Raw genomic sequence first — 25,151 nt, 5'->3', positions numbered from 1 at the left:
GCCTAGGCCGACCGCAGGAACCGGTCGAGCACGCGGACCCCGAAGTGCAGCGCCTCGACGGGGACCCGCTCGTCGACGCCGTGGAACATGGCCCCGTAGTCGTAGCCCTCCGGCAGCTTCAGCGGTGTGAAGCCGTAGCCGGTGACGCCGAGGCGGGAGAACTGCTTGGCGTCGGTGCCGCCGGACATGCAGTACGGCACCACGTGCCCCTCCGGGGCGAACTCCTCGACGGCGGCTCGCATCCGGGCGAACGTCACCGAGTCCACCGGCGCCTGGAGAGCCACCTCCCGGTGCTGGAACTCCCACTCCACATCCGGACCCGTGAGCCGGTCGAGGGTTTCGCGGAACTCGTCCTCGCCGCCGGGCAGATACCGGCCGTCCACGTACGCCACGGCCTCCCCCGGAATCACGTTGATCTTGTAACCGGCGTCCAGCATGGTCGGGTTGGCGCTGTGGCGGACGGTCGCCTCCACGAGCTTCGCGGCCGGGCCGAGCTTGTCGAGCAGCGCGTCGACGTCGCTCAGGTCGGGCTCGACGCCGTACAGCGCGGCGAGTTCGGTGAGCGCGGCGTGCACGGTCGGGGTGAGCCGCGGCGGCCACTCGTGGTCACCGATCCGGGCGATCGCTGACGCGAGGCGGGTCACCGCGTTGTCACGGTTCACCTTGGAGCCGTGCCCGGCCCGGCCGCGCGCGGTGAGCTTCAGCCAGGCGGTGCCCCGCTCACCGGCCGAGAGGGGGTAGATCTCCCGCCCGGCACCGTCGTGGAAGGTGAAGGCACCCGACTCGCTGATGCCCTCGGTGCAGCCCTCGAACAGTTCGGCGTGCTCGTCGGCGAGGAACCCGGAGCCGTCCTCGGCGCTGGCCTCCTCGTCCGCGGTGAACGCGATGACGATGTCCCGCCGGGGCCGGACACCCTGGCGGGCCCAGGCGCGCACCACGGCGAGGATCATCGCGTCCATGTTCTTCATGTCGACGGCGCCGCGCCCCCAGACCACCCCGTCGCGGACCTCCCCGGAGAACGGGTGCACGCTCCAGTCGGCGGCCTCGGCGGGTACGACGTCCAGGTGGCCGTGGAGCAGCAGCGCGTCCGCCGACGGGTCGGTGCCCTCGACGCGGGCGACGACGTTGGTCCGGCCCTTGGCGCGTTCCAGGAGCGTCGGCTCGATCCCGGCCTCGGCCAGTCGCGCGGCGGCGTATTCGGCGGCGGGCCGCTCCTGGCAGTCGCCGCCGCCCCGGTTGGTGGTGTCGATGCGGATCAGGTCGGACGTGAACGTCACGACCTCGTCCAGCGCCTGCCCGTCCACCTGCTCAGCCATACTGCTCCTCCACCGCGGCCGCGACGATCGTGGTGACCGCCTTGAAGGCGCGGATGCCCTCGTACATGGTCCCGCTCGTGTAAGTCACCTTCCGCTCCCCGATCCGGTCCACACCCGGCACGACGGTGGCGGCCATGGCCAGGTGCTCGGCGTCGAACTCCACTGCGACGGTGAACGGGCCGCCGCGCACGGGTTCGTGACGCACCGCCAGTGCGGCGGCCTCCTTGGCGGCGGCCCGGATGTCGGCGGCGGTCCGGGCGGGTGTGCGGCACACGGCCGCGTACCGCGAGACGTGGTCCTTGACCGCGACCTTCAGCGCCTCGGGCGCGTATCCGAGCGCGTCCTCGCAGGCGACGTCGTCCCCGGTGACCAGCACGACCGGCACCCCGAACTCGGCGGCCACGTGGGCGTTGAGCAGCCCCTCGCTGGCCCGTACGTCGTTCAGCCACACACCCGTGATGGAGTTGGCGAGGTAGGTGTGGGCGAGGACGCCCTCCATGCCGGCGCCCGCGTGGTAGCCGACGAACGCGATGCCGTCGACGTCGCCGTGCTGCACGCCCTCCACCATGGACAGCGCCTTGTGCCGGCCGGTGAGCAGCTGCGCCCGGTCGTCGAGCTGCTCCAGCAGCAGGTTGCGCATCGTCGAGTGCGCCTCGTTGATGACGACCTCGTCGGCGCCGCCGTCGTGGAAGCCGAGCACGGCGGCGTTGACGTCCGAGGTGAACAGCGAGCGGCAGCGCTCCCACTGCGAGGCGCCCGGCATCACGTCGTCCGGCCAGGTGACGCCGGTGGCGCCCTCCATGTCGGCGCTGATGAGGATTCTCATGACGAGCCGTCCAGGGTAGAGATCTTCATGGTTCGTCACGTTACGCGTTGCGCGCGGAACCGGCTACGAGGTGGTCACCAGCGGATCGGCAGGCCGGCGACGAACGAGGTGAGCCGGTCGGCGAGGAGGCGGTGGTCGCGGGAGGAGTAGTGCCAGTGGCAGCCGGTGTAGTCCAGGCCGGTGTCGTCGAGGCGCCAGTAGCGGACCCGGCGGTCGCCGGCGTCGGTACGCTCCTGGACGACCTGCTCGACATGTCCGGCGAACGGGCCGGCGCCGACGGCCAGGATGGTGGTCCGGGGCCCGTACCGGGTCCGCAGCTTCTGGACGAAGTCGCTGTAGGCGCTGCGGTAGGCGGCGGCGAGGGTCTCGTCCGTCCAGGGCTCGCCCGGGTTGAGCGGGGTCGAGAAGTCGTTGGTGCCGAGGTGCACCACCACGAGCCCCGGCCGCCAGGTGCCCGGGTTCCGCCAGACGTCGCCCGGCACGTTCAGCAGCGCACGGTCGTAGAAGGTGCGGTAGCTGACGTCCGGTGTACCGCCGTTGTAGTTGCGCACCATGCCCAGGCCCGAGTAGGCGTTGATCTGGTAGTCGGCGCGCAGCCGCCGGGCGGTGAGGGCGCCGAAGCCGGCGTCGGCGTTGGTGGTGCGCTTCACCTGCTCGCCGTCGCAGTCGCGGGAGGCCGAGAGGTTGCCGTAGCCGACGGCGAGGGAGTCGCCGACGAACTCGATCTGACGGCTGCGGGCGGCCGGCCGGGGCAGCACGGCACCGCCGGGCGCGGCGACGAAGCCGCCGAACGCGCTGGTGCTCCAGGGAGTGTCGTTGCGCTTGACGAGCCGGACGGTGTGCACGCCGTCGGGCAGGCCCTTGACCCAGTGGGTGGTCTTTCCCGGCGTGACGAGGGTGGCGATGGTGGCTCCGTCGACCTGGACGTCGTAGTCGGCCGCCGGATCGTCGAGCACGATGCCCACTCGGGTGCCCCGGATCCGGCCCTCGAAGTACACGCCGGGCCAGCTGTACTGGAGCGCGTCTCCGCCGTCCTTGACCCGCCCGGCGGTGTGCACGCTCGTCCACGCCCCGTCCTTGCCGGGCGTGGCGGCGGTGGCGACGGCCGACGGGCCGGCCAGCGCCAGCGCCGCCGCCGACGCGACCAGCATCCGTAACCAGGGCAACGGCATGGCTGTCCTCCGGAGGACGAGGCGAGCGCACGGACCGGGCAGAGTGACCGTACTACAAATCCCCCTCCACCAGGCCGCGCCGGGTCAGCTGCGCAGCCGGTCGAAGCGGAACGGCACGAGCGCCCCGGGCCGCCGCCCGGTGACGACGTACTCGGCGAGCCGGTGCCCGGTAAGCGGCGACCGGGCACCGGGTGACGCCGAGCATGCGTGTGTCGGCGTCACCACCGTACGGCCCCCGCGCCGGTGCGGTTCAGTCCTCGTGTCCCAGCTGGAGGTCCCGCTCGGTACGCCCCCCTCCGGCCACCTGGAGGACGGTCGCGACGGGCGGGTATCCGGCGGCGATGACGGTGTACTCGCCGGAGGACAGGTCGACGAACCGGAAGGTGCCGTCGGGGCCGGTGGTGAGGGTGTCGACGACGTTGCCCGCCACGTCCAGCAGGGTCACGCGTGCGTCCTCCACGGGCCGGCCGCCACCGGCCCGGACGGTGCCGCGCAGGACGGCGCCGCCGGCCAGCTCGATGTCCTGGCGGGTCTCACGGGCGGCCTGGACGGTGACGGGCAGCGCGGCCGGGCGGAAGGCGGGCGCGCCGGCGGCGAGCGTGTACTCGCCGGCCACCAGCTCGGTCATGACGTAGCCGCCCTCCCGGTCGCTGCGGGTGGTGGCCACGACCTCGCCGTGCACGTTGGTGAGCGTCACGGTGGCGTCCCGTACGGGGTTGCCGTCGGCGGTGACCACGTTGCCCACGAGGTTGCCGGCGCCGCCCAGGACGATGTCCAGTTCGACGGGGCGTTCGCCGACGGTCACCGAGACCGCCTGCGGCTGGTGGCCGCCCGCGGCGGCGATCAGCACGTACGCGCCGGGGCCCGGAGTGGACAGGGCGTAGCGGCCGTCCTCGCCGCTCGCGCCGCGTCCGGTCTGCTGTCCGGTGATGTCGATGAGGGTGAGCGCCGCACGGGGCACGACGGTCCCGTCGTGGTGCTGCACCGAGCCGCAGACGGGGATCCCGCCGGCGTGGGGAGCGCGGGCGTGCGGGATCGGGGCGTTCCCCGGCGCCGTGTCAGGGTCGGTGACGAAGGCGTGGTGGGACACCAGTGGTTTCTCCTTGAGGAAGAGGGCGATGACCAGTCCGAGGACCAGCAACGGCACCAGGTAGAGGAAGATCCGCGGCATGGCGTCGGCGTACGCCCGGACGTAGCCGTCGCGCAGGGCCGGGGGCAGGGCGTGCACGAGCTGCGGGGTGATGGACTCCGGGTCGGGGATCCGGGTGTCCGCGCGGGCAGGGAGGTGCCGGGTCAGGGCATCGGCGAGCCGGTCGGCGAGGAGGGCGCCGAAGACAGCGGCTCCGGCGCTGCCGCCGATCTGCCGGAAGTAGTTGTTGGCGCTGGTGGCGGCGCCCAGGTCGGCGGGGCGCACCGAGTTCTGCACGGCGAGGATCAGGACCGGCATCACCATGCCGATGCCGGTGCCGAGGACGGCCGTCCAGATGCCGTAGTGCAGCCGGGGCGTCTCCGTGTCGAGGCGGGAGAGCAGCCACATGCCGGCGACGGAGAGGGCGCCGCCGAGGATCGGATAGGCCTTGTAGCGGCCGGTGTGGCCGATGAGCTGCCCGACGATGATCGAGGCGCCGACGATGCCGGCCATCATCGGCAGCATGAGCAGGCCCGACTCGGTGGCGGAGGCGCCGTCGACCATCTGGAGGTACGTCGGCAGATAGCCGGCGGCGCCGAACAGCCCGGCACCGACGACCAGGCCGACCAGCCCGGTGACGTTGAAGACGGAGTCCCTGAACAGCCGCAGCGGGATGAGGGGTTCCGCCGCGAAGCACTCGGCGACGAGGAAGAGGACGGCCGATGCCGCAGTCGCGGCCGCGAGGCCGAGGATCACGCGGGAGCCCCAGGCGTACTCGGTGCCACCCCAGCCGGCCAGCAGGACCAGGCAGGTGGAGGCGGTGGTCAGCGACAGCGCGCCGAGGAGGTCCAGCCGGGCCTTGACGGCCGGTTTCGGGAGCTTCAGCGCGACGGCGACGACGGCGAGCGTGAGCAGGCCGAAGGGGACGTTGACGTAGAAGCACCAGCGCCAGGAGAGGTGGTCCGTGAGGTAGCCGCCGAGGAGTGGCCCGGCCACGGAGGCGAGGCCGAAGGCGGCTCCGATCAGACCCATGTGACGGCCGCGCCGCCGGGGCGGCACGATGTCCGCGATGATCGCCTGCACGCCGATCATGAGGCCGCCCGCGCCGGCGCCCTGGAGGGCGCGGAAGGCGATCAGCTGGTCCATGGTCTGCGCCCGGCCCGCGAGCGCGGAGCCGGCGACGAAGAGGACGATCGCGAACTGGAAGACGCCCTTGCGGCCGAGCAGATCACCGAGCTTGCCGTAGATCGGCAGTCCCACGGTGGCGGTGAGCAGGTAGGCGGTGATCGCCCAGGACATGCGGTCCAGACCGTGCAGCTCGCCGACGATCGTCGGGAGCGCGGTGGCGACGATCATCTGCTCCAGGGCGGCCAGGAGCAGGGCCGGCAGGAGCGCGAGGAAGACCCACCGCACCCGGCGGGGACTCAGTCCGGCGGCGTCCGGAGCGGGCGGTGGGGCCGGGGCGTCGGGAGGCGCCACCGCCGGTTCGTCCTGCGCCAGAGTGATCCCGCCCACCAACCGCTCCCCTCGTCGCGCTGCCGCACAATTCCCGCGTAAAAGCGACAACTACGAGCAAGCGCGACGAGTTACGGCACAAAGCCGAGCCGAACGGAGATCACCCGAACCGGTGAGGGGCTCAACAGCCCCTGCGATTCCGTGCCTTGAGGGGGCTACTTCTCGACCTCGGCGGCGAGCTTGGCGAGCATCGCGTCGTAGATGCGGCCGAGACCCTTGGGCGCGAAGGTCTTCTCGAAGAAGCCGCCGATGCCGCCGGCGCCCGTCCAGGTGGTGGTCACGACGACCCGGGACCTGCCCTCACCGGCCGGGGTCACCCGCCAGGTGGTCACCATGGAGGAGTTGCGGTCCTTCTCGACCAGCTCGCCGTCGGTGGGCTCGCTGACCTCCAGGAGGCAGTCGCGCACGCGCTTGCTGGTGGCCTGGAGCTTCCAGTGGACGAGGGTGCCCTCGCCGTCGCCGCCCTCCCGGACCTCGTACTCGCTGAACTGCTCGGGCAGCAGCTTCGCGCGCGTGCCGCTGTAGTCGGCGAGGGCGTCGAACACCGTCTCCGCGTCCGCCGCGACGATCCGCTCCGTAGTGGCCTCGACCTGCGCCATCGCTTTCCTCCAGGACCTGGTTGCTCGGGGGTCGGGGCAAGCCAACCACCCCGCTGCCCGGCCCCCCAAATCGGGGTGGTCGAACCGGTCGAAGGCGCTCGGAAAACACCCTCGCACGATCAAGGGAACATGTGTTCTATTCTGTGGGCAGTGCTACCGAGGAGGCGTCATGCGCTGGGAGAACCTCACAGTGGACTCCGAACACGGCCGGGCCGACGCGGCGCTGTTCGACGCGGACGCCGTGACGACCCGTACGTTCGACACGCCGGAGTTCCGCGGGATCACCTTCCACGAGGTCCGGGCCCGGTCGATCATCAACCGGGTGCCGGGGGCCTCGCGCATGCCCTTCGAGTGGACGGTGAACCCCTACCGGGGCTGCTCGCACGCGTGCGTGTACTGCTTCGCACGCAAGACGCACAGCTATCTCGACCTCGACACGGGCCTCGGCTTCGACTCCCAGATCGTGGTCAAGACGAACGCGCCCGAGCTGCTCCGCCGGCAGCTCGGCTCGCGCCACTGGCAGGGCGAGCACATCGCGATGGGCACGAACGTCGACTGCTACCAGCGTGCCGAGGGCCGCTACCGGCTGATGCCGGGCATCATCTCGGCCCTGCGGGACCACGCGAACCCCTTCTCGATCCTGACCAAGGGCACCCTGATCCTTCGCGACCTGGACCTGATCAGGCAGGCGGCGGAGGTGACCGACGTCGGCATCTCCGTCTCGGTCGGCTTCACCGAGCCGGAGCTGTGGCGGACCGTCGAGCCGGGCACGCCCGCGCCGGAGCGGCGCCTGGAGGTCGTGCGGACCTTCGGCGAGCACGGCATCGGCTGCGGTGTGCTGATGGCGCCGGTGATCCCGTTCCTCAGTGACCGCCCGGACCAACTGCGGGCCACCGTGCGAGCGATCGCGGCCTCCGGCGCCACGTCCGTCACCCCGCTGGTGCTGCATCTGCGGCCGGGCGCCCGCGAGTGGTTCATGAGCTGGCTGGAGCAGCACCACCCGCACCTGGTGCCTCGTTACCGGCGTCTGTACGCGGAGGGCTCCTACGCCCCGAAGTGGTACCAGCGCCGGGTCACCCGTCAGGTGCACGAGCTGGCCGAGGAGTACGGCATCGGGCCGACGCGCGCGGGGACGCCGCGGCGGATCCGGCCCCCGGGCGCCCCGGCGCGGCCCTCGGCGCCCGAGCCGACTCAACTCTCGCTCCTGTAGGAGCGTTCGGGCGCTTCCAACGATCCAATTGGGTTATGAATTGACATATTGAGTTCTTTTAGGACGGCTTGCCGGGACGATGCGGCGAGGACGGTGCCCCTCGCGGTCCGTCATCCCGCCGTCCTGGGAGGACTCCATGAGAAAACGCGCAGTCGCACTGTGCGGTGCCGCCGTCGTCATGGCCGGGACCTGCACGGCCGTCTCCGCCGAGGCGAGCGCACCGCGCGCCGCGGACACCGCGCACGCCACGAAACTCGCCTGGAAGAACTGCGCCACCAAGGACTACCCGGTGCTCCAGTGCGCGTCCCTCGAGGTGCCTCTCGATCACTCCAGGCCGGACGGGCGGCAGATCACCCTCGCCCTGTCCCGCGTGCCCCACACCGCCAGCACCTACCAGGGCCCGCTCCTGGTCAACCCCGGCGGCCCGGGCGGCAGTGGTCTGGCGCTCGCCGGGTTCGTCGCGTCCTCGCTGCCCAAGGAGGTCGCCGCCCAGTACGACGTCATCGGCTTCGACCCGCGCGGAGTGGGCGCGAGCCGGCCGGCGCTGGACTGCGAGCCCGGCCACTTCGCCCCGGTGCGACCGGACTCCGTGCCGACCTCACCAGCCGTCGAGAAGGCCAACCTCGCCCGCGCCAAGTCCTTCGCCGACTCCTGCCGCAAGAAGTACGCGCACCTCCTGCCCTACATCGACACGACCAGCGCCGCGCGCGACCTGGACGCGATCCGGCAGGCCCTCGGCGCGGGCCGGCTCAACTACTTCGGCTACTCCTACGGCACCTACCTGGGCGCGGTCTACGCCAGGCTGTTCCCGGAGCGGGTCAGGCGCCTGGTCCTGGACTCGGTCGTCGACCCCACCGACGTCTGGTACGACGCCAACCAGTACCAGAACCTCGCCTTCAACGACCGTCATCGCGCCTTCCTGGCCTGGGTCGCCCGGCATGACGAGACGTACGGGCTCGGCACCGATCCGGAGCGGGTCGAAGTCAAGTGGTACGCGATGCGGGCCGCTCTGGCCAAGAAGCCGGCGGGCGGCGTGGTGGGACCCGCGGAGCTGGAGGACACCTACCTCCCCGCCGGCTATTACAACGGCTACTGGCCGAGCCTGGCGGAGGCGTTCGCGGCGTACGTGATCGACAAGAACGTCGGCCCCCTCGTCACGGCGTACGAGAACTTCGGCGCGGTCGACGCCTCCGGAGACAACGGCTACAGCATCTACACCGCGGTGGAGTGCGGGGACGCCGCCTGGCCGCGGGACTGGCCGCAGTGGCAGAAGGACAACTGGGCGGCCTACGAGAAGGCGCCGTTCATCACATGGAACAACGCCTGGTACAACGCGCCGTGCGCGTTCTGGCCGACCGTGGCGCCGCGCCCGTTGAGCATCGCCAACGGCGAGCTGCCGCCGGCGCTGCTGTTCCAGGCGACGGGCGACGCGGCCACGCCGTACGTGGGAGGCGTCTCCGTCCACCATCTGCTGGCGCGCTCCAGCCTGGTGGTCGAGGAGGGCAGCGGCAACCACGGCATCACCCTGAGCGGGAACGCCTGCCTGGACGGGCACCTGGCCCGGTACCTGTCCGACGGCACCGTGCCCCGCGCGCAGGGTGTGGCCGACGCGGTGTGCCCGGCCCTGCCCGAGCCGAAGCCCGCCGCCACCAAGGCGGCACCGACCTCGGCAAGCGGCTTGATCCTGCACAGCCTGCTGGGTTTCCGCGCCTGACCGGCTGACGAGCCGTCGGGGCGGGCGCTGTCAGTGCCCTGGTCCACTATGAGGCCATGAGCGAACTGACCAGAATCCCCGCCCCCGAGGGCGTCGCCCCCGCCTCCCAGTACAGTCACGTCGTCCTGGGCACCGGCCGCTTCGTCGCGGTCTCCGGTCAGCTCGCACTCGACGAGTCGGGGCGACTGGTCGGCGAAGGCGATCCGGCGGCCCAGGCCCGCCAGGTCTTCGAGAACCTGCGGCGCTGCCTGGCCGCCGCCGGCGCGGCCTTCGACGACGTCGTCAAGCTCACCTACTTCGTCACGGACATGGCCCACCTGCCCGCCGTCCGCGCGGCCCGCGCCGAGCACATACCCGACGACCGGCTGCCGGCCGCCTCGGCGGTGCAGGTCGCCGCGCTGGTCAGCCCCGAGTTCCTGATGGAGATCGAGGCCTTCGCGGTGGTGGCCGAGTGACGGACCTTCGCATACGGGATATGACACTCGCCGACTGTGACCGCGTCGCGGTGATCCGCGTCCGCGGCCGGCAGAGCGCGTACCGGGGCGTCGCACGCCGCCCGCCGCGGGCCACGACCGGCTCCTCCTGTGGGTACTCAAGGAGAACGGCCGGGCCCGCCGCTTCTGCGAACGGGCCGGCCTCTACGCGGACGGCGCCGAGGAGCCCTTCGAGGTGGAGGGTGTGACGGTCCCCGAGGTGCGGTACGGGCGCACGCTCCGCCGCTGAGTCACCTCTGTTTCGGGATGCGTCCCAGCGCCCGGACCGCCGCTTCGGCCAGCGACGGGTGCGCGAGGGCCTCGTTCAGCACGGGTCTGGCCCGGGCGTCGCCCAGCGCGCCGAGGCCGTCCACGCAGGCGAGAGCCACACGGCGGTACGGATCCTGCGGACGCAGCCGCCGCTGCAGGGTGGTGATCAGCGCCGGCACCGCCTCCGGGGCGCGCAGCTCGACCAGCAGCCGCACCGGATGCAGGGCGTAGGCGACACGCAGTTCGTTGGTGGCGAGGGCGGCGGCCGCGCGGGCGGTGCGCGGGTCACCGAGGCGGGCGAGGGCGTGGGCGGCGGAGGCGCAGCGCGGCGGATCGCGGTGGTTGAGCAGCAGGACCAGGGCCTCGAAGGCCCGCCGGTCCTGGGCGAGCCCCAGCCGGAAGGCGGCGAGTTCTCTCGCCCAGAGCGGCTGCCCGGGTTCCGTGAGCACCCCGGCCAGGGCGTCGAGGTCGTCGGTCGCCACGAGCCGCTCGAAGGCGGGCGACGCCCCCGACTCCTGCCGTAAGCGCTCCGTGAGTGATCGCAACTCTTCGTCCATGACTGAGAGATTAGGGGCGCCGCGAGCCGCGCGGGACGTACATCACAAACACGAGGGCTGGCGCGCTCGTTACCCGCCGGTTAAGCTCAGACGAGCGGGTTACCCACTCGCGTTTCCTCGCGGCGGTCTGGTGACGCGGCTGTCGCGGTGGGAGTACCTCCCACGCCCTTGAGGCAGTGGGGGAAGTCGGTTCGGTACTCAGGTACCGCGGTGCGACTCGGCCCCGGGACAGGGCCGGTCCCCTCTTCACCGGGCGTGTGCGCTCGCAGCCCGGCAACACCCGCACTTCTCACGCACCCGGTGCGCCCGTGGTCCGGCTCCTGCCGGGCCTACCCGGCGCACCCGGGCGTGTTCCCCGTCGTCACCCTCATTCCTGGAGTCCCGCGATGGCCACTCCCCTTTCCGACCCGTCCACGTCCCCTCTCCGGACCGTCGCCGTCGTCGGCCTCGGCACGATGGGCACCGGCATCGCCGAGGTCCTCGCCAAGGCCGGCCGCGAGGTCGTCGGCATCGACATCAGTGAGACCCAGGCCGCGAAGTGCGTCGCCGCCCTGGAGTCCTCCACCGCCCGCGGCGTCGAACGCGGGCGGCTCACCGAGCAGGACAGGGCGGAGATCCTCGCCCGCGTCCGCACCTCCGCCGACCTGCGGGCCGCGGCCGACGCCGACCTGGTCATCGAGGTGGCGCCGGAGTCGTACGAGGTCAAGCAGCAGATCTTCCGGGAGCTGGACGGGATCGTGCGCCCGGAGACGATCCTGGCGACGGGCACCAACGCCCTGTCCGTCACGCGGCTGGCCGCCGACTCGGCGCGTCCCGAGCGGGTGCTGGGCCTGCACTTCTTCAATCCGGCCCCGGCGATGCGGCTGGTCGAGGTCGTCTCCTCGGTGCTGACCGCGCCGGCGGCCGTCGCGGCGGTCACCGACCTCGCGCTCGACCTGGGCAAGGAGCCCGTCGCGGTCGGCGACCGGCCCGGCTTCGTCGCGGACGGCCTGCTGTTCGGCTACCTGAACCAGGCGGCCGCGATGTACGAGGCGAAGTACGCCTCCCGCGAGGACATCGACGCCGCGATGCGGCTGGGCTGCGGACTGCCCATGGGTCCGCTGGCGCTGCTCGACCTGATCGGCGTCGACACCGCCCGCACGGTCCTGGAGGCGATGTACGCCGCGTCCCGCGACCGGCTGCACGCCCCGGCGCCGATCCTGAAGCAGCTGAGCGAGGCGGGCCTGACGGGCCGCAAGGCGGGGCGAGGTTTCTACACGTACGAGGCGCCGGGCAGCGGCACGGTCGTGCGGGACGCCCTGACCCCGCTGGAGGGCGGCAACCCGACTGCGGGCCGGGAGGTCCGCTCGGTCGGTGTCGCGGGCTCGGGCACCATGGCCTCCGGTATCGCCGAGGTCTTCGCCAAGGCCGGGTACGAGGTGGTCCTCGCCGCCCGCAGCGAGGAGAAGGCCCAGGCCGCGAAGGCCCGGATCGGCAAGTCACTGGCCCGCTCCGTCGACAAGGGCCGGATGACCGCGGAGGCAGCCGCCGAGACCCTGGACCGCATCACGGCCACGGGCACCTACGACGACTTCGCCGGCGTCGACCTGGCCGTGGAGGCGGTCGCCGAGGACCTGGAGGTCAAGCGGCAGCTGTTCGCCGCGCTGGACAAGGTCTGCAAGCCGGGTGCGGTCCTGGCGACCACCACCTCGTCCCTGCCCGTGGTCGCCTGCGCCCGCGCCACCTCGCGCCCGCAGGACGTGATCGGCATGCACTTCTTCAACCCGGCCCCGGCCATGAAGCTGGTCGAGGTCGTGCGGACGGTGCTGACCGCCGACGACGTCCACGCGACGGTGCGTGAGGTCTGCGGACGGATCAGGAAGCACCCGGTCGACTGCTCGGACCGCGCGGGCTTCATCGTGAACGCGCTGCTGTTCCCGTACCTCAACAACGCGATCAAGATGGTGCAGGAGCACTACGCGTCCCTCGACGACATCGACGCGGCGATGAAGCTGGGCGGCGGGTACCCGATGGGCCCGTTCGAGCTGCTGGACGTGGTCGGGCTCGACGTCTCGCTCGCCATCGAGAAGGTCCTGCACCGCGAGTTCCGTGACCCGGGGCTCGCCCCGGCGCCGCTCCTGGAGCACCTGGTGGCCGCGGGCTGCCTCGGCCGCAAGACGGGCCGTGGCTTCCGCGAATATGCCAAGCGCTGAGGGTCCCGGCGACTGGTTCCGGTCCGGCGCGGAGTGGGGCGGCCTGCTCGGCCCGGACCGGTTCCACGAACCAGGCCCTGCGCGGCGAGCTGCGCACATGCAGTACGTTCAGGGCATGTCCCAGCCCGCCAAGTCCTCACGTACACCAGCCACGGCCGACGCGCCGGAGAGCGCCGCAGGCTCGCGCGCCGCCGCCCAGCGGCTCAAGATGCGCCGGGAACTGGCGGCCGCCGCGATGGAGCTGTTCGCGACCAAGGGGTACGAGGCGACCACCGTCGACGAGATCGCGGCCCAGGCCGGGGTCGCGCGCCGCACGTTCTTCCGTCACTTCCGCTCCAAGGAAGAGGCGATCTTCCCCGACCACGACGACACCCTGATCCGCGCCGAGGCGGTACTCAACGCAGCGCCCGCGCACGAGCATCCGCTCGACACGGTGTGCCGGGGCATCAAGGAAGTCATGAGGATGTACGCGGCCCGGCCGGAGATCTCGGTCGCCCGCTACAAGCTGACCCGCGAGGTGCCCACGCTGCGCGAGGCGGAGATCGCCTCGGTGGCCCGCTACGAGCGTCTCTTCACCCGCTATCTCCTCGGCCACTTCGACGAGCGGGCGCACGCCGACGACGCCAACGACGACCCGCTGCTGGCGGAGGTCGCCGCCTCCGCGGTCGTCACCGCGCACAACCACGTCCTGCGGCGCTGGCTGCGGGCGGGCGGGCAGGGGGACGTGGAGGCGCAGCTGGACCACGCCTTCGCCATCGTGCGGAAGACGTTCGGCACGGGGATCGGGGCCGGGCGCTCCACGAGCACGCAGCCGGCCGCCGCGACGGCCTCGGCGCAGGGCGAGGTGCTGGTGACCGTCGCCCGTACCGACGCCCCGCTGGATGAGGTCATGCGGACGATCGAGGAGGCTCTCAAGGAGCGCTGAGCTCCTTCGCCACTGTGATGACGGCCACCCTTCGGGGTGGCCGTTTTGGCATGCCGGGGCCCTTTTGATGACCCGCGCCGAGGCCATTCGATCGATCATCGCTCATTTGTTACGTAAAGATTTCATCTGAGAGCAAGTTCTGGCACTCAGTGCCTTGCGAGGTGACACGCGGTGTCATACGTTGAAGAGGTCCGGGCGATGTCCCGGCAGGCCCACCCGGCCTGCACGTCCGGACGCCTGCGTCACAGGCAACCTCCCGCCCACCAAGCGCTGCCGAACAGCACCACCGCCGGACCGACGGCACACCCTCAACCCTCAGCAGCACCGACGTAACCATCGGCGCCCCTCCCTCAGGGCGCTCACCGCCGGAGGCAACACCGTGACCGTGAAGGACATCCTGGCCGCGATCCAGTCACCCGACTCCACGTCGGAGGACTTCGCCGCCCTCCCGCTCCCCGAGTCGTACCGCGCGATCACCGTGCACAAGGACGAGACGGAGATGTTCGCCGGGCTCGCCACGCGCGACAAGGACCCCCGCAAGTCGATCCACCTGGACGAGGTGCCGCTGCCCGAGCTCGGCCCGGGCGAGGCCCTGGTGGCCGTCATGGCCTCGTCGGTCAACTACAACTCGGTGTGGACGTCGATCTTCGAGCCGCTGTCGACCTTCGGCTTCCTGGAGCGCTACGGCCGCACCAGCGAGCTGGCCAAGCGCCACGACCTGCCGTACCACATCATCGGCTCCGACCTCGCGGGCGTCGTCCTGCGCACCGGCCCGGGCGTCAACGCCTGGCGCCCCGGTGACGAGGTCGTCGCGCACTGCCTCTCCGTCGAGCTGGAGTCCAGCGACGGCCACAACGACACGATGCTCGACCCCGAGCAGCGCATCTGGGGCTTCGAGACCAACTTCGGCGGCCTCGCCGAGATCGCGCTGGTGAAGTCCAACCAGCTCATGCCCAAGCCGGACCACCTGAGCTGGGAGGAGGCCGCCGCCCCCGGCCTGGTCAACTCCACCGCCTACCGGCAGCTGGTCTCCCGCAACGGCGCCGCCATGAAGCAGGGGGACAACGTCCTGATCTGGGGCGCGAGCGGCGGTCTCGGCAGTTACGCCACCCAGTTCGCGCTGGCCGGCGGCGCCAACCCGATCTGCGTGGTCTCCTCCCCGCAGAAGGCGGAGATCTGCCGGGCGATGGGCGCCGAGGCGATCATCGACCGCAACGCCGAGGGCTACAAGTTCTGGAAGGACGAGAACACCCAGGACCCCAAGGAGTGGAAGCGCTTCGGCAAGCGCATCCGCGAGCTCACCGGCGGCGAGGACATCGACATCGTCTTCGAGCACCCCGGCCGTGAGACCTTCGGCGCGAGCGTCTTCGTCACCCGCAAGGGCGGCACCATCACCACCTGCGCCTCGACCTCGGGCTACATGCACGAGTACGACAACCGCTACCTGTGGATGTCCCTGAAGCGGATCATCGGTTCGCACTTCGCCAACTACCGCGAGGCCTGGGAGGCCAACCGGCTCATCGCGAAGGGCAAGATCCACCCGACCCTGTCGAAGGTGTACTCCCTCCAGGACACCGGCCAGGCCGCCTACGACGTCCACCGCAACCTCCACCAGGGCAAGGTCGGCGTGCTGTGCATGGCCCCCGAAGAGGGCCTGGGCGTGCGCGACGAGGCCAAGCGCGCCCAGCACATCGACGCCATCAACCGCTTCCGGAACATCTGAGAGGCGTACATGACTGAGCGTCAGAAGGACCGGCCGTGGTTGATGCGTACCTACGCCGGTCACTCCACGGCCGAGGCGTCCAACGAGCTGTACCGGCGCAACCTCGCCAAGGGCCAGACGGGTCTGTCGGTGGCGTTCGACCTGCCGACGCAGACCGGCTACGACTCCGACCACATCCTCGCCCGCGGCGAGGTCGGCCGGGTCGGCGTGCCGATCGGGCACGTCGGTGACATGCGCCGGCTGTTCCAGGACATCCCCCTGGAGCAGATGAACACCTCGATGACCATCAACGCCACGGCCATGTGGCTGCTGGCGCTCTACCAGGTCGTCGCCGAGGAGCAGGGCGCGGACATCACCAAGCTCCAGGGCACGACCCAGAACGACATCGTCAAGGAGTACCTGTCCCGGGGGACGCACGTCTTCCCCCCGGGGCCCTCCCTCCGCCTGACGACGGACATGATCGCCTACACGGTCTCCCACATCCCGAAGTGGAACCCGATCAACATCTGCAGCTACCACCTGCAGGAGGCGGGCGCCACGCCGGTCCAGGAGATCGCGTACGCGATGTCCACCGCGATCGCCGTCCTCGACGCCGTGCGCGACTCCGGCCAGGTGCCGCAGGAGCGCATGGGCGACGTCGTCGGCCGCATCTCCTTCTTCGTGAACGCGGGCGTCCGCTTCATCGAGGAGATGTGCAAGATGCGGGCGTTCGGCCGCATCTGGGACAAGATCACCCGTGAGCGGTACGGCATCGAGAACCCCAAGCACCGCCGCTTCCGCTACGGCGTCCAGGTCAACTCGCTGGGCCTGACGGAGGCCCAGCCGGAGAACAACGTCCAGCGGATCGTCCTGGAGATGCTGGCCGTGACCCTCTCCAAGGACGCACGCGCGCGTGCCGTGCAGCTGCCCGCCTGGAACGAGGCGCTGGGCCTGCCCCGGCCCTGGGACCAGCAGTGGTCGCTGCGCATCCAGCAGGTGCTCGCCTACGAGAGCGATCTGCTGGAGTACGAGGACATCTTCGAGGGCTCGAAGGTCATCGAGGCCAAGGTGGGTGAACTGGTCGAGGACGCGCTCGCGGAGATCGACCGCATCCAGGAGATGGGCGGTGCGATGGCGGCCGTCGAGTCCGGCTACCTCAAGTCGCAGCTCGTCGCCTCGCACGCGGAGCGCCGGGGCCGGATCGAGTCCGGCCAGGAGAAGATCATCGGTGTCAACGCCTTCGAAAGCACCGAGCCGAACCCGCTGACCGCCGACCTGGACACCGCGATCCAGACGGTGGACCCGGAGGTCGAGGCCCGCGTCATCGCCGCGCTCCAGCAATGGCGCGACAGCCGCTACCAGCCGCCCTTCAACCACCCCCGGCCCTGCAAGGCCCTGGAGCGGCTGAAGGAGGCCGCGCGCGGCACCGAGAACCTGATGGAAGCCACCCTGGAGTGCGCCCGCGCCGGCGCCACGACCGGCGAATGGGCCGGGGCCCTGCGTGAGGTGTTCGGCGAGTTCCGCGCCCCGACGGGCGTGTCGTCTGCGCCGGTGGCCGTCCCCGTCGAGGAGGGCAGCACCCTGGCCCTGGTCCGCCGCAAGGTGGATCTCACGGCCAAGGACCTGGGCGTCGGCAAGCTGCGCTTCCTGGTCGGCAAGCCGGGCCTGGACGGTCACTCCAACGGCGCCGAGCAGATCGCGGTCCGTGCGCGCGACGCCGGCTTCGAGGTGGTCTACCAGGGCATCCGGCTGACGCCGGAACAGATCGTGGACGCGGCCCTGGCCGAGGACGTGCACGCCGTCGGCCTGTCGATCCTCTCCGGCTCGCACGCCCAGCTGGTGCCGGACGTCCTCGAACGGCTCCGTGTGGCCGGTGCCACAGATATACCGGTGATCGCCGGTGGCATCATCCCGAATGGTGACGCCGAGCAGCTCAGGGCAGCCGGAGTGGCCGCCGTCTTCACCCCGAAGGACTTCGACATCACCGGAATCATCGGCCGCATCGTCGACGAGATCCGGAAAGCGAACAAGCTCGACCCCCTGGAGGTCCCCGCATGACCGCCCGCCCGTCTCCCGCCACCACCCTTCCAACGAGCGGCTCCGCCGCGCACCCGTTCAACCGTCTCCGCCCGCGGCGTTCCTGCCTGGCCGTACCGGGCAGCAACCCCCGCTTCCTGGAGAAGGCGCAGGGCCTCCCGGCGGACCAGGTCTTCCTCGACCTGGAGGACGCGTGCGCCCCGCTGGCCAAGCCCGAGGCACGGCACACCATCGTGAAGTTCCTCAACGAGGGCGACTGGACGGGCAAGACACGGGTCGTGCGCGTCAACGACTGGACGACCGAATGGACGTACCGCGACGTCGTCACGGTCGTCGAGGGCGCGGGCCCCAACCTCGACTGCATCATGCTGCCGAAGGTCCAGGACGCCCAGCAGATCGTGGCCCTCGACCTCCTGCTGACCCAGATCGAGAAGACCATGGGCTTCGAGGTCGGCCGGATCGGCATCGAGGCGCAGATCGAGAACGCGCAGGGCCTGAACAACGTCAACGAGATCGCGCAGGCCTCCCCGCGCGTCGAGACCATCATCTTCGGCCCGGCCGACTTCATGGCCTCCATCAACATGAAGTCGCTGGTCGTGGGCGAGCAGCCGCCCGGCTATCCGGCGGACGCCTACCACTACATCCTGATGAAGATCCTGATGGCGGCCCGCGCCAACAACCTCCAGGCGATCGACGGCCCCTACCTGCAGATCCGCAACATCGACGGCTACCGCGAGGTCGCCCAGCGCGCCGCCGCGCTCGGTTTCGACGGCAAGTGGGTGCTGCACCCGGGCCAGGTCGAGGCGTCCAACGAGATCTTCTCGCCGTCGCAGGAGGACTACGACCACGCCGAGCTGATCCTGGACGCGTACGACTACTACACGTCCGAGGCGGGCGGCAAGAAGGGCTCGGCGATGCTCGGCGACGAGATGATCGACGAGGCCAGCCGCAAGATGGCCCTGGTCATCTCCGGCAAGGGCCGCGCGGCCGGCATGCAGCGCACCAGCAAGTTCGAGATTCCCACCGACTAGAAGGGGCGCTGAGCGCGATGCAGTTCGGACGCACGTACGAGGAGTTCGAGGTCGGTGCGACGTACAAGCACTGGCCGGGCAAGACGGTCACGGAGTACGACGACCACCTGTTCTGTCTCCTCACCATGAACCACCACCCCCTCCACATGGACACGAACTACGCGGAGAAGACGACCGACTTCGGCAAGAACGTCGTCGTGGGGAACTACATCTACTCGCTGCTGCTCGGCATGTCCGTGCCGGACATCTCCGGCAAGGCCATCGCCAACCTGGAGATCGAGTCGCTGAAGCACGTGGCGCCGACCTTCCACGGCGACACCGTCTACGGCCAGACGACCGTGCTCGACAAGTGGCCGTCGAAGTCGAAGAACGACCGCGGGATCGTGCACGTCGAGACCAAGGGCTACAAGCAGGACGGCACGCTGGTCTGCGTGTTCCGCCGCAAGGTGATGGTGCCGACCGAGACCTACATCAAGGAGCGCGGCGGCGAGCAGCCCGGCCGCCCCGAGCTCAAGGAGCAGGAGAAGTAGCCATGGCGCGACTCGCCCAGACCGCCGGTCTGACGGACATCCAGCAGGAGATCCTCTCCACCGTCCGGGACTTCGTGGACAAGGAGATCATCCCGGTCGCGACCGAGCTGGAGCACCGCGACGAGTACCCGCAGCAGATCGTCGACGGGCTGAAGGAGTTGGGCCTGTTCGGCCTGATGATCCCCGAGGAGTACGGGGGCCTGGGCGAGTCGCTCCTGACGTACGCGCTGTGCGTGGAGGAGATCGCCCGCGGGTGGATGTCGGTGTCCGGCATCATCAACACCCACTTCATCGTGGCGTACATGCTCAAGCAGCACGGCACACAGGAACAGAAGGACCATTTCCTGCCGAGGATGGCGGCGGGCGACATCCGCGGCGCGTTCTCGATGTCGGAGCCGGCCCTGGGTTCGGACGTGTCGGCGATCACGTCGAAGGCGGTGAAGGACGGCGACGAGTACGTCCTGAACGGCCAGAAGATGTGGCTCACGAACGGCGGAACGTCCTCGCTCGTGGCCGTTCTGGTCCGAAGTGACGAAGGTCACCCCGAGGGCACCGCGCCACACAAGTCGATGACGACCTTCCTCGTCGAGAAGGAGCCCGGCTTCGGCGAGGTCCGCCCCGGCCTCACCATTCCCGGGAAGATCGACAAGATGGGTTACAAGGGGGTCGACACCACCGAACTCATCATGGATGGCCTGCGGATTCCTGCGGATCGTGTGCTCGGCGGGGTCACCGGCCGTGGTTTCTACCAGATGATGGACGGCGTCGAGGTCGGCCGCGTCAACGTGGCGGCACGTGGCTGTGGCGTCGCTCAGCGTGCGTTCGAGCTCGGTGTGCAGTACGCCCAGCAGCGCCACACCTTCGGGAAGCCGATCGCCCAGCACCAGGCGATCCAGTTCAAGCTGGCCGAGATGGCTACCAAGGTCGAGGCCGCGCATGCGATGATGGTGAACGCAGCGCGCAAAAAGGACTCCGGGGAGCGAAACGACCTCGAGGCTGGGATGGCGAAGTACCTCGCCTCCGAGTACTGCAAGGAGGTCGTCGAGGACGCCTTCCGGATCCACGGCGGCTACGGCTTCTCCAAGGAGTACGAGATCGAGCGCCTCTACCGTGAGGCGCCGATGCTGCTGATCGGTGAAGGTACCGCCGAAATCCAGAAAATGATCATCGGTCGGCGGCTGCTCGAAGAGTATCGATTCCAGGGCTAGATGTCCGGATACGGGGTGTTTTCTTGGAGAAGAAGATCACACCCCGTCAGCACTCTTCGGTCGCCGACTCGGCTTCGTGGCTTACCCAGTTACGGCCCCGAGCCGCTACGATCGCCGGAAAGCCGCCGTCCCCCGTCAGAGTGCGGCCTCATCCGCTACGAAGGTCATCCATGCCCCACAGCCAAACCTCTGCACCTCGCGACAGCCGGGCCGGCGTACGCCTCGCGCGCGGAGCATCGCCGTGGCTCCTTCCGACCGTCGCCACCGCAGCCCTCAGCCTGGTCCGGGCCCGCCGCTCCGGCGCCGCCAAGGCCGTCGCCGTTCCCGCCACCGCGCTCGCGGCGGGAATGCTGTGGTTCTTCCGCGACCCCGAGCGCGAGATCACCCAGGGCCGGGTCATCTCGCCCGCCGACGGTGTGGTGCAGAGCATCATGCCGTGGAAGGACGGCCGCACCCGCGTCGCGATCTTCATGAGCCCGCTCAACGTCCACGTGAACCGCGCCCCGCTGGCCGGCACGGTGACGTCGGTCGAGCACATCCCCGGTGGCTTCGTTCCCGCCTTCAACAAGGAGAGCGAGAACAACGAGCGGGTCGTCTGGCACTTCGACACCGAGCTCGGCGACATCGAGATGATCCAGATCGCCGGCGCGGTCGCCCGCCGCATCGTCCCCTACGTGCCCCAGGGCACGAAGGTCGAGCAGGGCGAGCGGATCGGCCTGATCCGCTTCGGCTCGCGTGTCGACCTCTACCTGCCCGAGGGCGTGGAGGTCGCTGTCGAGGTGGGGCAGAAGACCGTGGCAGGGGTGACTCGCATTGACCGTGATTGATCCGGATACCAAGGCCGGCTGGGTCCCGGAGGCCGACGAGGTCGACGAAGAAGAGGAGATGCCCCTCTCTCTGCGCCTGTCGATAGCGGACACCCTCACGCTCGGCAACGCCACGTGCGGCTTCATGGCGGTGTACTTCACCACCACCGGCATCCTGATCCCGCACCTCACGGGCAGCCAGGAGACGGGCATGGCCCGCCACAGCGCGGCCACGGCGGTCATCCTGATGCTCTGCGCGGCGATCTTCGACCTCTTCGACGGGCTGGTGGCGCGCAAACTGCGCTCCTCCCCCATGGGCGCCGAGCTGGACAACCTGTCCGACCTGATCAGCTTCGGGCTGGCACCGGCGTACTTCGTCCTCGTGTACGGCATGGTGGCGAACGACGCGCACCAGCGGGTGGCCGCGGTCGGAGCGATCGTCGTACTGCTGGCGGTGGTCCTGCGGCTCGCGCGGTTCTCGTGCGTGACGGTGAAGGACGGCACCTTCCAGGGCATGCCGTCACCGTTCGGTGCGCTCACGGTCGTCTCGATCGTGCTGCTTGAACTGCCGTTCGAAGCGACCCTGCTGGCGGTCGTCGGAACCGCGTGGCTGATGGTGAGCCGGGTCGAGTACCCGAAGCCGCGGGGCATCCTGGCGGTGGCGATGCTCTGCTGGATCGTGTCGGCCATGGGCATGCTGGCGGCGTGGGCCTTCGACGCGCCGGGCGGCCAGGTGCTGCTGCAGATGGGCTGCGCGCTGCAGATCGTGATGGCGGCGACGATCCCGCTGTTCGCCACGGCACGCCGGGTGAACACCTTCCGTGACAACCGGCGCGAGGCGCGGGCGGCGCAGCTGCCGTAGCGTTGCACCGGCACTGGGCCCCGGACCGAGTTCTCGGTCCGGGGCCTTTGCCGTGTGCGGCACCGTGAGTGGTCGCGGTGTGTGCGAGGGCCCCGATCAGGTCAGGAAGTCCCTGGCGATGCGTTCCGCCACCCGTTCCAGGATGGGGCCCGCCTCCGCGATGCACCTCGCCACGTCCGGCTCGGCGGCCGTCAGGGGGTACGCGCGGCGGAAGCCGGCGCGGGCCAGTGTCTCCGGGGAGAGGGTGAGGCGGCCGCAGACCGCGACGACGTCCGTGCCGGCCGCGCGGGCCGCAGCGGCGACACCCGCCGGGGCCTTGCCGTGCAGGGTCTGCTCGTCGAGGGAGCCCTCGCCGGTGATCACCAGGTCGGCGCGGTCCAGGGCGGGCGCGAAGCAAAGGGCGTCGAGCATCACCTCGATGCCGGGGCGGAAACGGGCACCCAGCAGCAGGGCGCCGTAGCCGATGCCGCCGGCTGCTCCCGCGCCCGGCGAGGCGGCGCACTCGGCGGCCTCCGGGCCCACAACCCCTTCCAGGACCTTCGCGAAGTGCGCGAGGGCGGCGTCCAGGGTCTCCACATCGTCCGGTGAGGCGCCCTTCTGCGGTCCGTACACCGCGGGTGCGCCCTTCGGCCCGGTCAGCGGGTTGTCGACGTCGCTCGCGAGGACGAGTTCGATCTCCGTGAGGCGCGGGTCGAGGCCCGACAGGTCGGCCGTCGCCAGCCCGGCGAGGCCGCCGCCGCCCGGGGGCACCGGCTCGCCGTCCGCGTCCAGGAACCGGGCGCCCAGCGCGGACAGCATGCCCGCGCCGCCGTCCGTGGTGGCGCTGCCGCCGACCCCGAAGACGATCGTGCGGGCACCCGCGTCGAGCGAGGCCCGCAGCAGTTCCCCCGAGCCGTAGGTGGACGCCGTGAGCGGCGCGAAGACCCCGGCGGGCAGCCGCTGGAGTCCGCTGGCCTCGGCCATCTCCACGACCGCCGTGCCGTCGCGCAGCGCGTACGCCGCCGTCACCTCGCCGCCGAGGGGGCCGACGACCCGTACCTCCCGGCGTTCGAACCCGGCCGCGACCGCCGCTGCCACGGTCCCGTCGCCGCCGTCGGCCACGGGCAGCGCCTCGACCTCGAGACCCGGTACGACGCGGCGCAGCCCGGCCGTCACCCGCTCGGCGACCTCCACGGCCGTCAGCGACCCCTTGAACTTGTCCGCGGCGACGAGCACCCGCCGTGCCTTCCGGGTGTCTCCCACTGCAGCGTCCGCCACTAGCACTCCCCTTGCTCTCCGGGCCCTCACGCACGTCAGGGCCAGTCGCGCCGCTGCGACCTTAGCCGGAGGACGCCCCGGCCGTCAGCTCTGCCCGACCCCTGGACCGATGCCCTCAGTCCGCCCGGAGGGCGGGCCCCGCGGCGACATCGGGTCCCCCCTCTGACCCCTCAGGCACCCTGCGCGAAACGGGTAGACCAGAACCATGACCCTCGTCGACAACGAAACGGCGCTGTCCGACCGCATCCTCGGCGGCTGGACCGGCCGCATCGCGGGAAACATGCTCGGCAAGCCCGTCGAACAGGGCGAGGTATGGACCCGCGACCGCATCGATCACTACCTCGGACAGGCTTCCGCCCTCCCGCTGACCGACTACCTGCCCGAACCCCCCGGCGACATCGAAGCCGCGCTGCGTCCCGAGTGGCGCCAGTGCGTGCGCGGCCGGATCCACGGCAGCTGCCGTGACGACGATGTCGACTACGCCATCCTCGGCCTCGACCTGCTGGAGACCCACGGCTTCGGCTTCAGCACCGAGCAGGTCGGCGACCTGTGGCTGCTGCGGCTGCCGTACCTGCAGACCTTCACGGCGGAGCGGGCCGCGTACCGCAACCTCGCCAACGGGCTCAAGCCGCCGCTGACGGCGACGTACGACAACCCGTACCAGGAGTGGATCGGCGCCCTCATCCGCGCCGACATCTACGGCTGGACCTGCCCGGGCGCGCCACGCCGGGCCGCCGCGCTGGCCCGGCGGGACGCGGTGCTGTCACACACCGGCAACGGGGTCTACGGGGCGATGTGGGCGGCGGCACTGATCGCGGCGGCGTTCAGGGCCCGGACCGTGCGGCACGCCGTCGACGAGGCCCTGGCCGTGATCCCCGCGAGCAGCCGCCTGGCCCGTACGGTGCGCCGGGTGGTCTCGCTGCACGACGCCCGGATGTCCTGGGAGGACACGCTCACCACGGCCGCCGAGGAGACCACCGGGATGGGGTGGATCCACACCGTCCCCAACGCCGCCGTCCTCACCGCGGGCCTGCTGTACGGCGACGGCGACTTCACCCGCACCATCACCCTGACCGTCCGCGGTGGCCTGGACACGGACTCCAACGGCGCGACGGCGGGGTCGGTGGCGGGTGTCTTCGGCGGAGCCGTGGGCATCCCCGACCAGTGGAAGGTGCCGCTGGAGGACACGGTCCGCAGCGCGGTGTTCGGTTTCGACGGGGTGCGGATCAGCGAGCTGGCGGAGCGGACGGTGCGGCTGGCGAAGCTGGAGGCCTGACCGGAACGGCTGAGCCGGCCACCGGGTGGTTACCCTGCCCCAATGACCACCTCTCCTGACTTCGCCGCCTACATCGCGTCCCTGCCCCGCGTCCTGGCCGGCGCCGCCGCGCTGTTCCGGGACGGCGAGGGCCGGGTGCTGCTGGTCGAGCCCAACTACCGGGAGGGCTGGACGCTGCCCGGCGGCACGATCGAGTCCGACGACGGCGAGACCCCGCGGCAGGGCGCACGGCGTGAGACGGCGGAGGAGATCGGGCTGGACCGTGAACTCGGCCGGCTGCTGGCGGTGGACTGGGTGCACGGCCCGGGGCGTCCGCCGCTGGTGGCGTACCTGTACGACGGCGGGGTGCTCGGCGAGGAGGACCTCAAGGCGATCCGTCTCCAGGAGGAGGAACTGCTGTCCTGGCGGCTGGTCCCGCGCGAGGAGCTGACCGACCACCTGCCGGGCGCACTCGGCCGCCGTGTCCTGACCGCCCTGGACGTCCTGGCGGAGGGCTCGGGCACGGCGGAGCTGGAGAACGGGCACCGGGTGCACTGACCGCGAC

The 25,151-nt window shown here is 70.8% G+C and carries 22 protein-coding genes and 1 pseudogene; 15 read left to right on the top strand and 8 right to left on the bottom strand.

Annotated features, from left to right (window positions below):
* Positions 1-2 precede the first annotated feature (2 nt).
* From IE97_RS0120430 to IE97_RS0120410, 6 genes are all read right to left on the bottom strand, one after another.
* The gene (locus tag IE97_RS0120430; protein ID WP_030242458.1) at positions 3-1,316 is read right to left on the bottom strand and encodes a M20/M25/M40 family metallo-hydrolase; all 1,314 of its coding nucleotides are present in this window, start codon (positions 1,314-1,316) and stop codon (positions 3-5) included.
* Positions 1,309-2,142, bottom strand: a complete 834-nt coding sequence (locus IE97_RS0120425) for a M55 family metallopeptidase (protein WP_030242455.1) — start codon at positions 2,140-2,142, stop codon at positions 1,309-1,311. Before IE97_RS0120425 ends, IE97_RS0120430 begins: the two co-directional genes overlap by 8 nt.
* Before the next feature lie 74 nt (positions 2,143-2,216).
* Positions 2,217-3,314, bottom strand: a complete 1,098-nt coding sequence (locus IE97_RS0120420) for an SGNH/GDSL hydrolase family protein (RefSeq protein WP_234331838.1) — start codon at positions 3,312-3,314, stop codon at positions 2,217-2,219.
* Positions 3,315-3,398: 84 nt separating this feature from the next.
* Positions 3,399-3,536, bottom strand: coding sequence for a hypothetical protein (locus IE97_RS42170; RefSeq protein WP_158708319.1), 138 nt, complete (start codon positions 3,534-3,536; stop codon positions 3,399-3,401).
* 28 nt (positions 3,537-3,564) lie between these two features.
* A complete protein-coding gene (locus IE97_RS0120415; RefSeq protein ID WP_030242450.1) occupies positions 3,565-5,958 on the bottom strand; it encodes an MFS transporter in 2,394 nt (797 codons plus the stop codon).
* A gap of 155 nt (positions 5,959-6,113) precedes the next feature.
* Complete coding sequence (locus tag IE97_RS0120410) at positions 6,114-6,557, bottom strand: SRPBCC family protein (RefSeq protein ID WP_030242447.1); 444 nt, start codon at positions 6,555-6,557, stop codon at positions 6,114-6,116.
* A gap of 169 nt (positions 6,558-6,726) precedes the next feature.
* Between IE97_RS0120410 and IE97_RS0120405 the strand changes: the two genes are divergently transcribed.
* From IE97_RS0120405 to IE97_RS43090, 4 genes and pseudogenes are all read left to right on the top strand, one after another.
* Positions 6,727-7,767 (top strand): Rv2578c family radical SAM protein, encoded by a 1,041-nt coding sequence (locus IE97_RS0120405; RefSeq protein WP_030242445.1) that lies wholly within the window; start codon positions 6,727-6,729, stop codon positions 7,765-7,767.
* A gap of 136 nt (positions 7,768-7,903) precedes the next feature.
* Positions 7,904-9,481, top strand: a complete 1,578-nt coding sequence (locus IE97_RS0120400) for an alpha/beta hydrolase (protein WP_030242443.1) — start codon at positions 7,904-7,906, stop codon at positions 9,479-9,481.
* A gap of 56 nt (positions 9,482-9,537) precedes the next feature.
* On the top strand, positions 9,538-9,936 hold the full coding sequence (locus IE97_RS0120395) for a RidA family protein (protein ID WP_030242440.1): 399 nt from the start codon (positions 9,538-9,540) through the stop codon (positions 9,934-9,936).
* Between the two features lie 103 nt (positions 9,937-10,039).
* Positions 10,040-10,204: pseudogene (locus IE97_RS43090) on the top strand (GNAT family N-acetyltransferase); the annotation flags it as partial.
* Between the two features lies 1 nt (position 10,205).
* On the opposite strand, the gene IE97_RS0120390 reads toward IE97_RS43090, so the two are convergent.
* Positions 10,206-10,781, bottom strand: a complete 576-nt coding sequence (locus tag IE97_RS0120390; RefSeq protein ID WP_030242436.1) for an adenylosuccinate lyase — start codon at positions 10,779-10,781, stop codon at positions 10,206-10,208.
* A gap of 386 nt (positions 10,782-11,167) precedes the next feature.
* Here IE97_RS0120390 and IE97_RS0120385 point away from each other — a divergent pair, with 386 nt between their 5' ends.
* The 9 genes from IE97_RS0120385 (at position 11,168) to pssA (ending at position 22,074) form a co-directional block, all read left to right on the top strand.
* The gene (locus IE97_RS0120385) at positions 11,168-12,973 is read left to right on the top strand and encodes a 3-hydroxyacyl-CoA dehydrogenase family protein (protein ID WP_030242433.1); all 1,806 of its coding nucleotides are present in this window, start codon (positions 11,168-11,170) and stop codon (positions 12,971-12,973) included.
* A gap of 115 nt (positions 12,974-13,088) precedes the next feature.
* Positions 13,089-13,898: a TetR family transcriptional regulator gene (locus IE97_RS0120380; protein ID WP_037834980.1), complete on the top strand. Its 810-nt coding sequence runs from the start codon at positions 13,089-13,091 to the stop codon at positions 13,896-13,898.
* Positions 13,899-14,277: 379 nt separating this feature from the next.
* Positions 14,278-15,621, top strand: a complete 1,344-nt coding sequence (gene ccrA, locus IE97_RS0120375) for a crotonyl-CoA carboxylase/reductase (protein ID WP_030242427.1) — start codon at positions 14,278-14,280, stop codon at positions 15,619-15,621.
* A 9-nt stretch (positions 15,622-15,630) separates the two neighbouring features.
* Positions 15,631-17,658: a protein meaA gene (locus IE97_RS0120370; protein ID WP_030242425.1), complete on the top strand. Its 2,028-nt coding sequence runs from the start codon at positions 15,631-15,633 to the stop codon at positions 17,656-17,658.
* Positions 17,655-18,668 (top strand): HpcH/HpaI aldolase/citrate lyase family protein, encoded by a 1,014-nt coding sequence (locus IE97_RS0120365; protein WP_030896713.1) that lies wholly within the window; start codon positions 17,655-17,657, stop codon positions 18,666-18,668. The genes IE97_RS0120370 and IE97_RS0120365 overlap by 4 nt, the downstream gene beginning before the upstream one ends.
* Before the next feature lie 17 nt (positions 18,669-18,685).
* Positions 18,686-19,198, top strand: a complete 513-nt coding sequence (locus IE97_RS0120360; RefSeq protein WP_030242420.1) for a MaoC family dehydratase — start codon at positions 18,686-18,688, stop codon at positions 19,196-19,198.
* 2 nt (positions 19,199-19,200) lie between these two features.
* Positions 19,201-20,406 (top strand): acyl-CoA dehydrogenase family protein, encoded by a 1,206-nt coding sequence (locus IE97_RS0120355; protein WP_030242417.1) that lies wholly within the window; start codon positions 19,201-19,203, stop codon positions 20,404-20,406.
* A gap of 170 nt (positions 20,407-20,576) precedes the next feature.
* On the top strand, positions 20,577-21,233 hold the full coding sequence (locus tag IE97_RS0120350; protein ID WP_030242415.1) for a phosphatidylserine decarboxylase: 657 nt from the start codon (positions 20,577-20,579) through the stop codon (positions 21,231-21,233).
* Entirely contained in the window at positions 21,220-22,074 is an 855-nt protein-coding gene (gene pssA / locus IE97_RS0120345; protein ID WP_030242412.1) for a CDP-diacylglycerol--serine O-phosphatidyltransferase, read from the top strand. Before IE97_RS0120350 ends, pssA begins: the two co-directional genes overlap by 14 nt.
* Before the next feature lie 96 nt (positions 22,075-22,170).
* Here the strand turns inward: pssA and IE97_RS0120340 are convergent, their stop codons facing one another.
* The gene (locus tag IE97_RS0120340) at positions 22,171-23,331 is read right to left on the bottom strand and encodes a glycerate kinase (protein WP_078603316.1); all 1,161 of its coding nucleotides are present in this window, start codon (positions 23,329-23,331) and stop codon (positions 22,171-22,173) included.
* 205 nt (positions 23,332-23,536) lie between these two features.
* Here IE97_RS0120340 and IE97_RS0120335 point away from each other — a divergent pair, with 205 nt between their 5' ends.
* Together IE97_RS0120335 and IE97_RS0120330 are read left to right on the top strand one after the other, a co-directional pair.
* Positions 23,537-24,607, top strand: a complete 1,071-nt coding sequence (locus tag IE97_RS0120335) for an ADP-ribosylglycohydrolase family protein (RefSeq protein WP_030242410.1) — start codon at positions 23,537-23,539, stop codon at positions 24,605-24,607.
* A 42-nt stretch (positions 24,608-24,649) separates the two neighbouring features.
* On the top strand, positions 24,650-25,144 hold the full coding sequence (locus IE97_RS0120330; RefSeq protein WP_030242408.1) for an NUDIX domain-containing protein: 495 nt from the start codon (positions 24,650-24,652) through the stop codon (positions 25,142-25,144).
* Positions 25,145-25,151 lie beyond the last annotated feature (7 nt).

The sequence above is a fragment of the Streptomyces sp. NRRL S-455 genome, from assembly GCF_000717875.1.
Classification (GTDB): domain Bacteria; phylum Actinomycetota; class Actinomycetes; order Streptomycetales; family Streptomycetaceae; genus Streptomyces.
This window is presented reverse-complemented; position numbering and strand designations above follow the sequence as displayed.

What these genes read in the sequence shown, in the direction of transcription:
- IE97_RS0120430 (WP_030242458.1), bottom strand. Translation starts at nt 1,316, where the DNA reads ATGGCTGAGCAGGTGGACGGGCAGGCGCTGGACGAGGTCGTGACGTTC.
- IE97_RS0120425 (WP_030242455.1), bottom strand. Translation starts at nt 2,142, where the DNA reads ATGAGAATCCTCATCAGCGCCGACATGGAGGGCGCCACCGGCGTCACC.
- IE97_RS0120420 (WP_234331838.1), bottom strand. Translation starts at nt 3,314, where the DNA reads ATGCCGTTGCCCTGGTTACGGATGCTGGTCGCGTCGGCGGCGGCGCTG.
- IE97_RS0120410 (WP_030242447.1), bottom strand. Translation starts at nt 6,557, where the DNA reads ATGGCGCAGGTCGAGGCCACTACGGAGCGGATCGTCGCGGCGGACGCG.
- IE97_RS0120405 (WP_030242445.1), top strand. Translation starts at nt 6,727, where the DNA reads ATGCGCTGGGAGAACCTCACAGTGGACTCCGAACACGGCCGGGCCGAC.
- IE97_RS0120400 (WP_030242443.1), top strand. Translation starts at nt 7,904, where the DNA reads ATGAGAAAACGCGCAGTCGCACTGTGCGGTGCCGCCGTCGTCATGGCC.
- IE97_RS0120395 (WP_030242440.1), top strand. Translation starts at nt 9,538, where the DNA reads ATGAGCGAACTGACCAGAATCCCCGCCCCCGAGGGCGTCGCCCCCGCC.
- IE97_RS0120390 (WP_030242436.1), bottom strand. Translation starts at nt 10,781, where the DNA reads ATGGACGAAGAGTTGCGATCACTCACGGAGCGCTTACGGCAGGAGTCG.
- IE97_RS0120385 (WP_030242433.1), top strand. Translation starts at nt 11,168, where the DNA reads ATGGCCACTCCCCTTTCCGACCCGTCCACGTCCCCTCTCCGGACCGTC.
- IE97_RS0120380 (WP_037834980.1), top strand. Translation starts at nt 13,089, where the DNA reads ATGTCCCAGCCCGCCAAGTCCTCACGTACACCAGCCACGGCCGACGCG.
- IE97_RS0120370 (WP_030242425.1), top strand. Translation starts at nt 15,631, where the DNA reads ATGACTGAGCGTCAGAAGGACCGGCCGTGGTTGATGCGTACCTACGCC.
- IE97_RS0120365 (WP_030896713.1), top strand. Translation starts at nt 17,655, where the DNA reads ATGACCGCCCGCCCGTCTCCCGCCACCACCCTTCCAACGAGCGGCTCC.
- IE97_RS0120360 (WP_030242420.1), top strand. Translation starts at nt 18,686, where the DNA reads ATGCAGTTCGGACGCACGTACGAGGAGTTCGAGGTCGGTGCGACGTAC.
- IE97_RS0120355 (WP_030242417.1), top strand. Translation starts at nt 19,201, where the DNA reads ATGGCGCGACTCGCCCAGACCGCCGGTCTGACGGACATCCAGCAGGAG.
- IE97_RS0120350 (WP_030242415.1), top strand. Translation starts at nt 20,577, where the DNA reads ATGCCCCACAGCCAAACCTCTGCACCTCGCGACAGCCGGGCCGGCGTA.
- IE97_RS0120335 (WP_030242410.1), top strand. Translation starts at nt 23,537, where the DNA reads ATGACCCTCGTCGACAACGAAACGGCGCTGTCCGACCGCATCCTCGGC.
- IE97_RS0120330 (WP_030242408.1), top strand. Translation starts at nt 24,650, where the DNA reads ATGACCACCTCTCCTGACTTCGCCGCCTACATCGCGTCCCTGCCCCGC.